Annotated in this window: 12 protein-coding genes; 7 read left to right on the top strand and 5 right to left on the bottom strand. The window is 72.6% G+C overall.

The features are described 5' to 3' along the window. Positions 1-4 precede the first annotated feature (4 nt). From M8542_RS18980 to M8542_RS18960, 5 genes are read right to left on the bottom strand one after another with little or no spacing between them, the layout of a single operon-like run. Positions 5-799: an HpcH/HpaI aldolase/citrate lyase family protein gene (locus tag M8542_RS18980; protein ID WP_257921530.1), complete on the bottom strand. Its 795-nt coding sequence runs from the start codon at positions 797-799 to the stop codon at positions 5-7. After that, positions 796-1,599: an FAS1-like dehydratase domain-containing protein gene (locus M8542_RS18975; RefSeq protein ID WP_257921529.1), complete on the bottom strand. Its 804-nt coding sequence runs from the start codon at positions 1,597-1,599 to the stop codon at positions 796-798. Before M8542_RS18975 ends, M8542_RS18980 begins: the two co-directional genes overlap by 4 nt. A gap of 36 nt (positions 1,600-1,635) precedes the next feature. Further along, positions 1,636-2,478, bottom strand: coding sequence for a hypothetical protein (locus tag M8542_RS18970; RefSeq protein WP_257921528.1), 843 nt, complete (start codon positions 2,476-2,478; stop codon positions 1,636-1,638). Next, a complete protein-coding gene (locus tag M8542_RS18965) occupies positions 2,478-3,710 on the bottom strand; it encodes an RNA polymerase sigma factor (RefSeq protein WP_257921527.1) in 1,233 nt (410 codons plus the stop codon). The genes M8542_RS18970 and M8542_RS18965 overlap by 1 nt, the downstream gene beginning before the upstream one ends. Continuing rightward, entirely contained in the window at positions 3,703-4,074 is a 372-nt protein-coding gene (locus M8542_RS18960) for a YciI family protein (RefSeq protein WP_308210267.1), read from the bottom strand. The genes M8542_RS18965 and M8542_RS18960 overlap by 8 nt, the downstream gene beginning before the upstream one ends. 437 nt (positions 4,075-4,511) lie before the next feature. On the opposite strand from M8542_RS18960, the gene M8542_RS18955 reads away from it, so the two are divergent. From M8542_RS18955 to M8542_RS18925, 7 genes are all read left to right on the top strand, one after another. Further along, positions 4,512-5,684: a carbohydrate-binding protein gene (locus tag M8542_RS18955; protein ID WP_257921526.1), complete on the top strand. Its 1,173-nt coding sequence runs from the start codon at positions 4,512-4,514 to the stop codon at positions 5,682-5,684. 189 nt (positions 5,685-5,873) lie between these two features. After that, positions 5,874-7,148, top strand: coding sequence for an extracellular solute-binding protein (locus M8542_RS18950; RefSeq protein WP_257921525.1), 1,275 nt, complete (start codon positions 5,874-5,876; stop codon positions 7,146-7,148). Between the two features lie 71 nt (positions 7,149-7,219). Next, positions 7,220-8,161 carry a carbohydrate ABC transporter permease gene (locus M8542_RS18945; protein WP_257921524.1) on the top strand — a complete coding sequence of 314 codons (942 nt, stop codon included), beginning with the start codon at positions 7,220-7,222 and terminating at the stop codon, positions 8,159-8,161. Then, entirely contained in the window at positions 8,158-8,976 is an 819-nt protein-coding gene (locus M8542_RS18940; RefSeq protein WP_257921523.1) for a carbohydrate ABC transporter permease, read from the top strand. The genes M8542_RS18945 and M8542_RS18940 overlap by 4 nt, the downstream gene beginning before the upstream one ends. Next, positions 8,976-10,493 carry a beta-N-acetylhexosaminidase gene (locus M8542_RS18935; protein ID WP_257921522.1) on the top strand — a complete coding sequence of 506 codons (1,518 nt, stop codon included), beginning with the start codon at positions 8,976-8,978 and terminating at the stop codon, positions 10,491-10,493. Before M8542_RS18940 ends, M8542_RS18935 begins: the two co-directional genes overlap by 1 nt. A 158-nt stretch (positions 10,494-10,651) precedes the next feature. Continuing rightward, positions 10,652-11,350 (top strand): GntR family transcriptional regulator, encoded by a 699-nt coding sequence (locus M8542_RS18930; RefSeq protein WP_257921521.1) that lies wholly within the window; start codon positions 10,652-10,654, stop codon positions 11,348-11,350. A gap of 301 nt (positions 11,351-11,651) precedes the next feature. Continuing rightward, on the top strand, positions 11,652-14,042 hold the full coding sequence (locus tag M8542_RS18925; RefSeq protein ID WP_257921520.1) for a DUF7617 domain-containing protein: 2,391 nt from the start codon (positions 11,652-11,654) through the stop codon (positions 14,040-14,042). The last annotated feature ends 3 nt before the right edge of the window (positions 14,043-14,045 follow it).

Here is a 14,045-nt window from a genome sequence, read left to right as displayed (position 1 = left end):
CGGCCTAACGCGCCGCCCGGGCCAGAACGGCCTGCGCGCGCAGGAGAACCGGGCGGTCGATCATTTCCCCGCCGTGTGCGACGGCCGCGCCGTCGCCGGCCGCGGCCACGACGCGGCGGGCCCAGGCGACGTCTTCTTCGGACGGCGCGAAAGCGTCGTGGACGACGTCGACCTGGCGCGGGTGGACGCACAGTTTCGCGGTGAAACCGAGCATCGCGGCGTGTTCGGTGTCGGCCCGCAGCGCAGCCGGGTCGTCGAGCGCGGTGGTGACGCCGTCGATCGGGGCCGCGCACCCGGCGGCCGCCGCGGCGAGCACGAGGGTGGCGCGGGCGTGGCGCAGCGCGTCGTGGCTCCGGTGGTCGACGCCGAGCTGGGCGCCCAGGTCGACGCTGCCGAACGCGGGCCGCACCACCGACGGCGCGGCGCACACGGCCGGCGCGCCGAGGACGCCGGCCGCGGTTTCCACGAGCGGGACGATCGCAGGCACCCGGCGGGCGATCGCCGCCAGCGCGGCCGGGTCCTCGGCCTTGGGGACCATCACCGCGGCCGCCGCTTCGGCCGCCATCGCCAGGTCGTCGTCGTGCCAGGGCGTGCCCGGCGCGTTGACCCGCACGACCGCGGCACCGCCCTCGCGCAGCCACGCCCGGAGGTGCCGGCGCGCTTCGGGTTTCCGGTCCGGGGCGACGGCGTCCTCCAGGTCGAGCACGACGACGTCGGCCCCGCTCGCCGCCGCCTTGCCGAACCGGTCCGGCCGGTCGCCCGGGACGAAGAGGAACGTCCGCGCGGTGCTGAGGTTCACGAGGCGAGCCTCCGCAGGACTCCGGTCGCTGTCGGCCGTCCGAAGCGGTCCCGCACCGACGTCACCGTCTCGGCACCCGGCTCGGCCCGTGCGATCAGCCCCTGGTCGTCGAACAACGGCGCCACCAGCCGGTACTCGAACTCCAGGCGGCCCTCGACACCCCGGGCGCGGGCGGCTTCGGCCATCGCCAGCGCCTGCAGCGGGCCGTGGGTGAGCAGCCCCGGATAACCTTCGACGTCGCGGGTGTAGTCCCGGTCGTAGTGGATGCGGTGGGCGTTGTAGGTCAGGGCGGAGAACCGGAACAGCAGCGTCGGAGTCACCTCGAGCGGCCACTCGTCCGCGGCCGGCGGCACTTCGGTGGTCTCCTCGGGCGGTGCCGTCGCGGCCGGGTGTGCGGCCGCGCGGTAGACGATGTCCTGTTCCTCGTCGACCACGAGCCGGCCGGCCTGGGTGATCCGGTGCGCCACCGTGACGAACGTCAGCGGCCCGGACCGGCCCTCTTTTTCGCGCACCGCGAGGACTTCCGACCGGCGCGTCGCGGGTTCACCGGGGTGCAGCTCGCCGGGAGTGCGGACGCGGCCGCCCGCCCACATCCGGCGGCGGCCCTCCCCCGGGGCGGCCAGGACGGTGCCGCGGACCGGGTGGCCGTCCGGGCCGAGGTCGGCCTGCGCGGGCCGGTCGAGCAGGTGGAACCAGTGCCACAGCAGCGGAAGCGGGCCGTCGGGCACGTCGACGCCGAGCAGCGCGCCGAGTGCCTGGCCGGGGCCGGGCAGGATCGGCTCGGTGACTTCGAAGGGCATCAGGCTCCTTTCGCGGCTGGGTGCCGACGATACGGGTCAGGTGCCCGACGCCGCGCGGCCGGCATCGAAGCTGTGCAGGGCGGCTCCGACCGCCGCGGCCACCGTGACCTCGAAGATCTCGTCCTCGCTCCGGCCCGCGGCGGTGAGGCGGCGGACGTCGGCGTCGGTGATCCGGTAAGAGGCGTCGCGGACCAGCGTCGCGTACTCCCGCCACGGCTCCTCGACGTCGTCACCCGTCGCTACCGCTTTGCGCAGCTCGACGCTGGTGTGCGCCGGCTGGTCGAACACACTCGCCCGGAGGTCGCCGTGGTCCGCGCCGAGCAGGAACCCCGGGAAGCGGTAGCCGGCCCGGTGCAGGGCGCGCGTGCCCGACTTCAGCTGCCCGTCGAGCAGCTCGAAGCCGAACGCGTTGGCGAGCCGGTTGACCACGTTCCACACCAGGTTGACGTTCAACGCCTCCGCCACCGCGTTCGGCGGCAGGTCCCGCAGCGGCGCGACGTCGAGCTCGGCGTCGCGCGAGACGGCCTCGAGGAACCCCTGCACGGCCAGCAGCTCCGGCCGGGCGTCGGCCGGGCGGTCGGGGTCGATCTCGCCGTGGCCCGCGACGCGGATCATCTCGGCGTGGGTGACGAGGCAGAACGGGCACTGGTGCACCCGGGCCGTGCTCATCGCCAGGAACTCGCGCTCGGCTGCGGTCCAGTAGGACTCGCCGCGCATCGCGGGCGCGGTCAGGTCGAGCAGCGGCCGGGTGAGGAAATCGGGCCGGTACAACAGCAGCTTGACGATGTCCGGGCTCGCGACGCGCGAGACCTTGCTCGTCAGCGTCAGGAACAGCCGGGTCCGGCCGCGGTGGCCGTGGTCCAGGATGGACAGTCGCATCAGGACTCCAGTTCGTGCAGGCGGTCGGTGAGGAAACGGCGATCGGCGGGCGCCACGGCCAGCTCGAGCGCCAGCCGGTAGGCGGCGACGGCGTCGGCGCGGCGGCCGAGGCGGCGCAGCAGGTCCGCGCGGGCGGCGTGAAGCAGGTGGTACCGCTCGAGGCCGTCGATCGCCTCGAGCAGGGCGAGCCCGGTCTCGGGCCCCTCCGCCATCGCGACGGCCACGGCGTGGTTCAGCGCGACGACGGGTGACGGCGTCAGCGTCCTCAGCTGCGCGTAGAGGCCCGCGATCCGCGCCCAGTCGGTGTCGGCGGCCGCGGCGGCCTGGGCGTGCTGGGCCGCGATCGCCGCCTGCAGCTGGTACTGCCCGACCGTGCCACGCCGCAGCGCCCGCCCGAGCACCCCGAGTGCTTCGGCGATCTCGGCGGAGTCCCAGCGGGTGCGGTCCTGGTCCTCGAGGAGGACGACGTCGCCGCCGGTGGTGTAGCGGGCGGCCGAGCGCGAATCCTGCAGCAGGAGCAGGGCGAGCAGGCCGAGCGTCTCCGGCTCGTCCGGCATCAGCGCGGCCAGCAGCTTCGCCAGCCGGATGGCCTCGTGGCGCAGCTCGGCCGGCTCGTCGCGGCCGGTCGGGGACGCGTAGCCGCGGGTGAAGACCAGGTAGATCACCGTGAGGACGCCGGCGAGGCGGTCGGGCAGGAGGTGGTCGGGCGGGACGCTCAGCGAGATGCCGGCGTCGCGGATCTTGCGCTTCGCGCGCACCAGCCGCTGGGCCAGCGCGGGCTCGGCGACCAGGAACAGCCGGGCGATCTGGGCCGCGGTCAGCCCGGCCACCGCCTGCAGCGTCAGCGCGACCCGGGCGTCTTCGGCGAGCGCCGGGTGGCAGCAGGTGAAGAGCAGGCTCAGCCGGTCGTCGCCGACCTCGGCGAGCCGGTCGTCGGGCAGGTCCACCGTCGTCACCCCGCTTTCGCCCGCCGCGAGCCGCGCGAGCTTCGCCTGGCCGACGCGGGCCCGGCGGATCCGGTCGAACGCGCTGTTGCGCGCGACGGTCAGCAGCCACGCCGCCGGGTCGTCCGGCACGGCGGCGCCCCAGGTGCGCAGGGCCTGCGCGGCGGCGTCCTGGAGGGCGTCTTCGGCCAGCTCGAAGTCGCCGAGCACCCGGACGAGCGCGGCCAGCAGCCGGGCGCGGTCCTCGCGGAAGACGCGCCCGACGACCTCGGCCGCGCGATCAGCCACGGGCGGCCCGGTGGTCCAGCCCGGGCACGCCGGCGACCGGGCGCACCTCGATCGAGCCCTGCGCGGCCATCGGGCAGAGTGCGGCCAGCTCCAGGGCCTCGTCGAGGTCGCGGCAGTCGAACACGTAGACCCCGCCGAGGTGCTCGTGGGTCTCGGCGAACGGCCCGTCGGTGATGAGCGTGCGGCCCTCCTGCACGGTCACGGTCGTGGCGGTGTGCTCACCCTGCAGCGGGTGCCCCGAGACGAAGACTCCGCGACGCCGGCATTCGTCGGCGAAGGCGTTGACGGCGGTCAGCGCCTCCTCGAACCCCGCGTCGCCCGGCTCCGGCCGCTCGCAGTTGTAGATCAGCAGCATGTACAGCACGGGGGCTCCTTCGTCCGGCGTCGTCAACGGGGATGACGAACGGGACGACGGTAACTCGACACCGCCACCGGGGGCAGTTCACGGAAGCGTGGTCGCGCGCCCGGGCCGCGCGCCTCCGGAACAGCTCCGTCCGGTCGGAGTCTTCGGTGCGCGCGGCGGTGTCCTCGTTGGTGATCGCCATCGCGGTCCACGCCGCCGCCAGCGCGAGGTACAGCTCCCAGGTGGCGGGTCGCCTCGAACCCGTCGTCCTCGCCGCACCGGCCCACGCCACCAACACGGCCTACCCCCGAACCGGCAGGTGTTCAACCGCGGCCAACAGAAATTACCAAAGGTAAGTTTCATCGCCGTCTTGACTTTACCAATGGTCAGGAGGAAAGTCCTCGCCACTGATTCGTCTAGACCAATCAGAGCGGACGGCCATCCTCAGGAGGAGACCCATGTCCCGCAGAACCCGGACCACCACCGCAGTCCTCACCAGTGTCGCGACCGTGGCCGCGACGGCCCTGATCCTCTCGGGTGGGGCGGCCGCGACCTCCACGGCCGCCGCCGCCGACTGCGGGGTGCTGTTCGACGACTTCCACTACGCCTCGCCGACCGACTCCGCGTTCAGCGGCGCCGGCTGGACCACCCGCAACGACGTCGGCAGTCCCGGCGTGCCCGGCGCGCGCTGGCTGACCAGCAACGTCACCTTCCCGACAGTGAACGGCGAGCGCGTCGCGCAGCTGGCCGCCGGCACCGACGGCAGCGCGGCCGGCACGACGCACTCCGAGATGTACCAGAACCAGCTGCGGTTCTTCGACGGCACGTACGCCAGCCGCGTCCGCTTCACCGACGCACCCGACAGCGGCACCGACGGCGACCACGTCAACGAAACGTACTTCACGATCTCGCCGCTGCGGTACGACCGCGACCCGCTCTACAGCGAGCTGGACTTCTCGGAGTACCTGCCCAACGGCGGCTGGGGCGGCCCGACGGCCGACTACCAGACCAGCTGGTACACCTACTGGAACAACCCGACGTGGGACGGGCTGCGCACCTCCACCGCGCAGAACCGCAGCTTCGCGGGCTGGCACGACATCGTCACGCAGGTGTCGGGCGGGCACGTGAAGTACTTCATCGACGGTGTCCAGACCGCCGACCACACGACCGACGCCCAGGGCAACCCGGTCTACCCGCGCACGCCGATGTCGATCAACTACAACATGTGGTTCATCGACACCGCCGGGCACACGAGCGGCACCAGCGTCTACACCGAGCAGGTGGACTGGACGTACTACGCGGGCAACCAGGTGGTCTCGCCCTCCGACGCGGTCGCTCGCGCGGGTCAGTACCGCACCGCCGGAACGTCCCATGTGGACACGGTGAGCGGCTGCACGACGCCGACCACCCCGACGACGACCACCAAGCCGACCACGCCCACGACCCCGACCACGCCCACCACGCCGACCCAGCCCGCGAACTGCTCGACCGCGGCCGAATGGGACTGGGGCACGGTGTACCTGGCCGGCCAGCGGGTGAAGCACAACGCCCACCTCTGGCAGGCGAACTGGTGGACCCAGGGCTCCGAGCCGGGCCTCACCGCGCAGTGGGCCGACCTCGGCCACTGCTGATCGCGACCTGGTCGCGGCCCGGGCGCACAGGGACCAGCCCGGGCCGCGGCCGCCCCAAGCGCCCCAACGCCACATTGGGTGCATCCAACGCACCCAACGCCACATTGGGTGCGCCCAACGCACCCAACGCCACATTGGGGCGCTCGTCGCCCTCCCCCACTACTTCCGCCGCCCTTTCCAGGAGTTCCCGTGCGCAGACGCACCCTCGCCGCCGTGCTGGCGGTCGCCGCCGTGACCGCCAATGCCTGTGGCACCGACACCCCCGCCCCCGCCGCCCGGGGTGGGCAGCTGACCGTCTGGCTGATGAACGGCGACCTGTCCGACAAGGCCACCGCGGCGATCAACGCCGCTTTCGAGAAGGCCACCGGCGCCAAGGTCACCGTGCAGATCCAGGAATGGGACAACATCAACACGAAGATCAGCACGGCGCTGGCCCAGGACAACACCCCCGACGTCATCGAGATCGGCAACACCGACGTCCCGCTCTTCGCCGCCAACGGCGCGCTGACCGACCTCACCCCGCACCGCGACGAGCTCTCCGGCGGGCACACCTGGCTGCCCGGCCTCGCCGGTCCGGCCACTGTGGACGGAAACCTCTACGGCACGCCCCTGTTCGCCGGCAACCGCGCGGTCATCTACGACAAGCGGGTCTGGGCCGACGCCGGGATCACCGCGCCACCCAAGACGTTCCAGGAGCTCACCCAGGACCTCGACAAGATCAAGGCCAAGCACCCGGCGGCGGACTACTCCGCGTTCCACTTCCCCGGCAAGTACTGGTACGGCGCGCTGCAGTTCGTCTGGGACGCCGGCGGGCAGCTCGCCACGCAGAAGGACGGGAAGTGGACCGGCGCCCTCGAAAGCCCCGAGGCACAGAAGGGTCTGCAGGCCTGGAAGGACTTCCAGAACACCTACTCCTCGGCCGCGTCCCGCAACGTCGACACCAAGGCGCCCGACCAGGCCGCGATCTTCTCCGCCGGCGGCGCGGGCGCGATCCTCGACACGAGCGTCAACACCGTCGTCAAGAACAAGCCGGAGCTGAAGGACCACCTGGGCACCTTCCCCTTCCCCAGTGCCACCGCCGGGAAGACGCAGCCGGTCTTCCTCGGCGGGTCGGACCTCGCCGTCGCCGCCAAGAGCCGCAACCAGGACCTCGCCCTCGCCTACCTCAAGGCGGCGACCGACCCGGCCGTGCAGCGCGACGCGATCGTCGGCATCGACGGCTGGACCCCGATCTCCACCGAGCTGATCGACCAGATCACGCCCACCCTCCCACCGCTCAACGCCGCCTTCGCCACCGCCGCCAAAACGAGCGTCGCGACCCCGGCGGCCCCCGGCTGGGCGACCATCGAGAGTGACAAGTCGATCAACACCTTCTTCGCCGACATCGCCACCGGGCGCCGCTCGATCGCCGACGCCGCCAAGGACTTCGACGCTCACCTGACCGAGGCGCTGAACGCCCGCTGACCGGCGGGGTGGCCCGGCCGACTGCCGTCCCCAACCGGGCCGCCCCGCCCCTTTCCCGCGAAGGAGTCCTCGTGTTGCTGGAGAAAGCGCCGCCCGAAGCCGCGCCGAGACACCTCACGCCGCGCCGGCGTCGCTCGCTGCTCCCGTACGGCCTGCTGCTGCCCGCGACCGTCCTGCTGGGACTCGTCCTGGGTTACCCGCTGGTGCGCCTGGTCGTCATCTCGACGCAGAAGTACGGCCTGCGGTCGCTGTTCACCGGCACGACGAGCTTCGCCGGCTGGGACAACTACTCCGCGGTGCTCGGCGACCCGCAGCTGCTCCCGGTCCTCGCGCGCAGCGTCGGGTTCTGCGCGGCGCTGGTGCTCGGCACCCTCGTGATCGGCTTCGGTGTCGCGTTGCTGCTGCGGAAGCTGGGCCGCGGCATGCGCACCGCGGTCACCCTGTGCCTGATCGCGGCCTGGGCGCTGCCGAACGTCGCGTCCACTTTGGTCTGGCAGTGGCTCTTCCAGCCCGGCTACGGCGTCGTCAACTGGCTGCTCACCCGGCTCGGCTTCGGCGACCTGACCCAGCACGACTGGACGACGTCGCCCGCGTCGGCGTTCACCCTCGTCTGGCTGCTGGTCGTCTGGCAGTCCGTGCCGTTCGTCGCGCTCACGCTGTACGCGGGCCTTTCGCAGATCCCGCGCTCCTACTACGAAGCCGCCGCGCTGGACGGCGCCGGGGCGTGGCGGGCGCACCGCACCATCACCTTCCCCTTCCTGCAGCCGATCCTCGGCCTGGTCACCATCCTGTCGGTGATCTGGGACTTCACCGTGTTCAACCAGATCTGGATCCTCACCCAGGGCGGCCCGAACGAAGGCACCACGACACTGGGCATCTGGACGTTCACCCGTGCCTTCAGCCACAACGACTTCGGCCAGGGCGGCGCGATCGCCGTCGTCTCGGTCGTGCTGCTGGTCGCCATGACCGCGGTGTACGTGCGCCGGCTGGTCCGCTCCGGGGAGGACCTGTGATCCGGCGGATCGGCCGCAACGCGGTCGCCACCCTCTTCTGCCTCGTGTGGATCTTCCCGGTGTACTGGATGGTGCTCACGGCGTTCAAGCCCGCGGGCAAGATCCTCAGCCCCACGCCGCAGTTCCTGCCGGTCGACGTCACGCTGGACAACTTCGCCGACGCGCTCGCCAAGCCCGGGTTCGCCCACGACCTGCTGAACAGCGCCGTGGTCGTGGTCGCCGTCGTGGCCCTGTCCATCGTGGTCGCCTTCCTGGCCGCGACGGCGTTGACCCGCTTCCGGTTCTTCGGCCGCCGCAGCTTCCTCATCGGCGTGCTGGTGCTGCAGATGGTGCCGGTGCCCGCCCTGGTCATCCCGCTGTTCCTCGGGCTCAAGAGCGCGCACCTGCTCGACACGCTCCTCGGGCTGGTCCTGACCTACGTGGCGCTGGTGCTGCCGTTCACGATCTGGACGTTGCGCGGGTTCCTGCACGGGATCCCCGTCGAACTGGAGGAGGCGGCGATGGTCGACGGCGCGACGCGCGGGCGCGTCATGCGTTCGGTCCTGCTGCCGCTCGTGCTGCCCGGGCTGATCGCGACCAGCGTGTTCGCGTTCATCACCGCGTGGAACGACTTCCTGTTCGCCTACGTGATCATGAAGGACAGCTCGGGCTACACGCTGCCGGTGTGGCTGGTGTCGTTCAGCACCAGCGCGGGCACCGACTACGGCGGGCTCATCGCCGCGTCGACGCTGTTCGCACTGCCCGTCGTCGTCTTCTTCGCGCTCGTGCAGCGCCACCTGGTCGAAGGCATGACCGCGGGCGCGGTGAAGGGCTGATGATCATCCCCCACCCCGCGCGGCTGACCCGCCGCGCCGGCTCCTTCGCGCCCGCCGGCGGGCTGCGCGTGCTCGCGACCCGCGGCGCCGAGCGGCCCGCCCGCCTCCTCGCCGGCTACCTGCGCCGGCCGTCGATCCACAGTGGACCCGCGATCCGCCTGGACCTCGCGGCAGGGCACGGTCCCGAAGGCTACGAGCTCGACATCGGCCCCGCGGACGCGCTCCTGACGGCGTCCACCGAAGCGGGGCTGCGCAACGGCGTCCAGACCATCCGGCAGCTGGTGCCGCTGCACGGCCCGCCGCGGCTGCCGTGCCTGCACGTGCGCGACAGTCCTCGGCTGCCGTGGCGCGGGGTGCTGCTCGACGTCGCCCGGCACTTCCTGCCACCGGAGTTCCTGCGCGAGTTCGTCGACCTGCTGGCGCTGCACAAGTACAACGTCCTGCACCTGCACCTGACCGACGACCAGGGCTGGCGCGTCGAGATCGACGGCCGCCCCCGGCTGACCGAGGTCGGCGCGTGGCGGGCCGAGTCGATGGTCGGCGCGGCCGGCAGCGGGGTGTTCGACGGCGTTCCCCACGGCGGCTTCTACACCCAGCGCGAGCTGCGGGAGCTCGTCGCGTTCGCCGCCGACCGCGGGGTGGCGATCGTGCCGGAGATCGACCTGCCCGGGCACGTGCGCGCGGCCCTGGCCGCCTACCCCGAGCTGGGCAACCGGCCCGGCACGGCGCTGCCGGTGTGGACCGAGTGGGGCATCAGCCCGGACATCCTCGGCGTCCACGACGGCGCGTTCGCCTTCTGCCGCGAGGTGCTCACCCAGGTCGCGGACGTCTTCCCGGCACCCCACCTGCACATCGGCGGGGACGAATGCCCGACCACGCAGTGGGCGGACAACCCGCTCGCGCGGGACCAAGCGGCCCGCCTCGGCCTGCGCGACACCGCCGAGCTGCACCCGTGGTTCCTCGGCCGGCTGCACGAGATCGTCGCGGACCTCGGCCGGCAGGCGGTGTGCTGGGACGAGACCGGCCACGCGGCGGGCCGGCTGCCCCCGGAGCTGGTCGTCACCGCCTGGCGCGACGCCGCGCACGGCGCGCTGGCCGTGGCCCGGGGGCACCAGGTGGTGATGGCGCCGCACACGTCGACCTATTTCGACTACCGGCAGAGCGAGGAGCCCGGCGAGCCCCCGCGCGAGCCCGTGACGACGCTCGAGGACGTCTACCGCTTCGACCCGCTGGCCGGCGGCCTGCCGGTCGCCGACGGGAGCGGGCCCGGGGTGCTGGGCACGCAGGCCCAGCTGTGGACCGAGCACGCGCCGACCCCCGACCACGTGCGGCACCTGGCGTTCCCGCGGCTGTGCGCGCTGGCCGAGCGCGCGTGGTCGCCGCCGGACCGCCGTTATGCTGAATTCCGGGAGCGCCTGGCCGGTCACCTCGCCCGGCTGCGTGCCCTCGACGCCCTGCCCAAGGAGCGCGTCCGGTTCGCCGGCGCGCTCGGAGTACCCGGGAAGACGATGCCTTGACCGCTGTGTCCTCCGGGGCTTCGCCCCAAGCCGGGGGCTCCGCCACCCGGAGCCCCCGAAAAGAAGCTGGGCCATCCGGGGCTTCGCCCCAGGCCGGGGGCTCCGCCACCCGGAACCCCCGAAAAGAAGGTGGCGAGCCGGCGGACCGCCCGCCCACGGTGAAGCGCGACCGCGTCCGGCGGCACCTGCTGAAGGTGATCGAGAACGCCGGGCCCGGCACCGGGCTGGCCTCGGAACGCGATCTGGCCGCGGAGCTGGGCGTGTCCCGCCCGACCGTCCGGGCGGCGATCGACGAGCTGACCCGCACCGGGCTGCTGGTGCGCCAGCGCGGCCGGGGGACGTTCACGAGCCCGCAGAAGGTGACCCAAGAGCTCGCGACCGGGCTCGCGGTCCCGCCGGCGGAGGGGCACTGGACGAGCCGGGTGGTGGCGTTCGCGGTCTCCCCCGCGCCCCGCGCACTGGCGGCCGAGCTGGAACGCGAGCCGGGGACGCCGGTGCTGCGGGTCACCCGGGTCCGCCACGTCGACGACGAGCCGATCGCCATCGAACGGCTGGCGCTGCCGGCCGCCCTGGTCCCTGGCCTGTCGCCGGCGGACCTGGAGTCGGGCAACTTCTACCGCCTGCTGCGCGAGCGGTTCGGGCTCGTGGTGCAGGACGCGGTGCAGACGATCGAGCCGTCGGTGACGAACCCGGAGCAGGCCGAGCTGCTGGAGATCGCGGTGTACGCACCGATCCTGCACATCGAGCGCCTGACCCGCGACACGACGGGGCAGGTGGTGGAGCTGACGCGGTCGTTCTACCGGGGCGACCGGTACCGGATCACCTCCCGGCTCCGGTTCGACGCCGAATCGGGGTGAAACTCCTCGTCGCGCATCCGGAAAATAAATCTTCACAACCTTCCGGAACGGCGGCTTTTTAGCGTCCACTCGTTACCCGATCGAGTGATCCGGTAGCGACATCCGGGTGATCCACGTGCCCGAAACGCCTCTTCACAACGGGCGCGGATGATCGCGTGACGATAACGAACTGCGCTGTTGGCTTCGCCTTTCTGGCGCCCGGGTGAGAGCACTTTCACCGCGCTCCCGGCCGCGCCTAGGCTTTTCCTTCGGCCAGGAAAGCATTCCTGGAACTCCCTTGGAAAAGAATCGAGGACCATTCATGCGAAGACGCATGCTGGGAGCAGTCCTGCCCCTGGTGCTCGTCGCGGCCTCCGGCGTCGCGCTGCCCGCGACCGCCGCGGCCGCCGCCGCCTCAGGCCTGACCAAGTCGGTGCAGGGCACCGGATCCCCCGCCGACCACGGGGCCACCGCGAACTGGGTCATCGGCTACGACGACCAGGCCACCGGGTCCGGCGCGGCCACCATCACCGACGCCGTCGGCGCGGGACAGGCGTTCCAGTCCGGCTCGCTGCACGCGCCGCCCGGCTGGACGCCGTCCTGGTCCACCGACGGCAGCACCTTCACCGGCACCGAACCCGCGTCCGGCGTCACCGCCGTGCGGGCGAGCAACCCGGACGCGGGGCCCGACGCGACGTCGCTGTCCGGCGCCCTCACCCCGCCCGTGCAGGCGGTGACCACCGCGACCGGCGGCGACGGCTTCTCCCCGATCCTGTACCGCACCCCGGGTGGCGCGCTGCAGGCGTGGAACATCTACCACCACCTCGGCGCGACGTCGCCGAAGGTCGTCTGCACCGACCTCGCCACCGGGCAGCGCTGCCCGGGCGGCCCGTGGCCGAAGGTGCTCAACACCGCGCCCGGCCCGCTCGGCACCCTGGGGGCCGGCGACATCGCCAGCCCCATGGTCTCGCAGTACGTGCACGATCCGGCCGCGCCGGCGAAGGTCTACTACCCCGCCGTGACGGCGTCCTCGGTCGGCGTCGGCTGCCTCGACCTGGCCGCCTCGGCCAACTGCGGGTACTGGGCGCTGTCGCCCACCGGTGGTTCCCCGGCGGTGAACAGCATCGGCGGCTTCGTGGCGACCGGCGGGAACCTGTACGGCATCGTCAGCTCCGGTGCCGTGGTGTGCTGGACCATGGCCACGCAGAGCGCCTGCGGCGGCCAACCGTACGCGCCGGTCGTGCCGGCCGCCAACCAGCCGTACGTCTACGGCGCGGTGACCCTGGTGGCGGGCAAGGTGTTCGCGTCGACGTCGAGCCCCGGCACCGCGGCGCAGCCGTCGCTGGGCTGCTTCGACCCGGCGACGACCACGGCCTGCGCGAACTGGGCCGCGTCCCGGCCCACCGGACCGGCGGGCAACTACAACTACAACGACTACACGGCGTTCGGCACGAGCGGCGCCCCGGTGGGCGCGTGCGCGACGACGACCGGCGGCACGAACACCACGACGTGCTACGCGCTCGACGGTTCCGCGCTCGCGGCCCCACCGGGACCGGCCGCGCTGACGGGTGGCGTGTACGCGTTCCCGCCCGAGGTCGTCACCGATCCCACCGGGCACGTGCGCAGCTACCTCCCGATCTGGAACGGTGGCTACGCGGGTGCAGCGCTGTGCCACGACTGGACGACGGGGGCGGCGTGCGCGGGCCTGCCGGGCCCGATCTCGCACCCCACGGTGAACGGCGGCGCCACGCGGGACTACGGGTATTCCTACGACCCGCCGTCCGGCTGCCTGATCGGCCTGGGCGACGCGGGCGTGCTGTTCTCGATGGATCCCGCGACCGGGGCCACGCCGTGCGTGCGCTCGGGTGGCCAGGTGACGCTGAAGCCGGGCGACTTCTACTGCGACGGCGGTTCCCACGTCCAGGGCTACACGTCGGCGCGGCTGACGGGCGTCGACCCGGCGAACGTCGACTTCGCGGCGTCGCGGGTGACGGTCGTGGATCAGGACGGCGTGACGGTGCCGACGCCGGGCTTCGCCCCGGACGGCTCGGTGGATCTCAGCGGCGTCCCGGTGGCGGCACACCCGTCGATCACGGTGACGACAACGCTGGTCCTGCATTCGGCGGCCGGTTTCGCCGGCCGGCTGGTAGTGGACTACGCGGGCGACGCACCCCAGCTGTGCTTCCGCACGACGATCGCGACGGACTGCGCGGTGTCGTCGGTGGCGAACACGGCGACCGGCACGGACTCGACGGGTTCGTTCACGTCGAACACGGTGACGCTGCCGGTGGCGCCGGGCGCGGGCTGCACGCCGAAGGTCAAGGTGGAGAAGGAGATCTGCACCTCGTCATCGGCTTCGAAGTGCGGCCCGGGAGGCGCCGGACCGTGGGCGAAGCAGGCAGGAGTGGGCCTGCTGGGCCTGCTGAACGCGACGGCGTACTGGCGCATCACGGTGACGAACGTCGGACCGGTGGGGATCACGTCCGGTCAGGTCGTCGACAGCGTGGAGCCGTCGTGCCAGACGGGACCGTTCGCGCTCGATCCCGGGGCGGTGAAGCAGGTGTACTGCTCGACGTACGCGCTGCTGAGCCTGTTCCCGATCACCAACCAGGCGAAGGTGAGCTATGTGGGGGTGAACTCGCCGCCGGGGACGCCGCCGTCGCACACCGGGTGGTCGTCGGCGAAGGCGTGTTCGCTGCTGTGCATCCTGTAGGGC

This window comes from Amycolatopsis iheyensis, from assembly GCF_024703995.1.
In the GTDB taxonomy this organism is placed as follows: domain Bacteria; phylum Actinomycetota; class Actinomycetes; order Mycobacteriales; family Pseudonocardiaceae; genus Amycolatopsis; species Amycolatopsis iheyensis.
This window is presented reverse-complemented; position numbering and strand designations above follow the sequence as displayed.

Excerpts from the sequence above, each read along its gene's own strand:
- M8542_RS18935 (WP_257921522.1), top strand. The coding sequence starts at position 8,976 with ATGATCATCCCCCACCCCGCGCGGCTGACCCGCCGCGCCGGCTCCTTC.
- M8542_RS18955 (WP_257921526.1), top strand. The coding sequence starts at position 4,512 with ATGTCCCGCAGAACCCGGACCACCACCGCAGTCCTCACCAGTGTCGCG.
- M8542_RS18975 (WP_257921529.1), bottom strand. The coding sequence starts at position 1,599 with ATGCCCTTCGAAGTCACCGAGCCGATCCTGCCCGGCCCCGGCCAGGCA.
- M8542_RS18925 (WP_257921520.1), top strand. The coding sequence starts at position 11,652 with ATGCGAAGACGCATGCTGGGAGCAGTCCTGCCCCTGGTGCTCGTCGCG.
- M8542_RS18970 (WP_257921528.1), bottom strand. The coding sequence starts at position 2,478 with ATGCGACTGTCCATCCTGGACCACGGCCACCGCGGCCGGACCCGGCTG.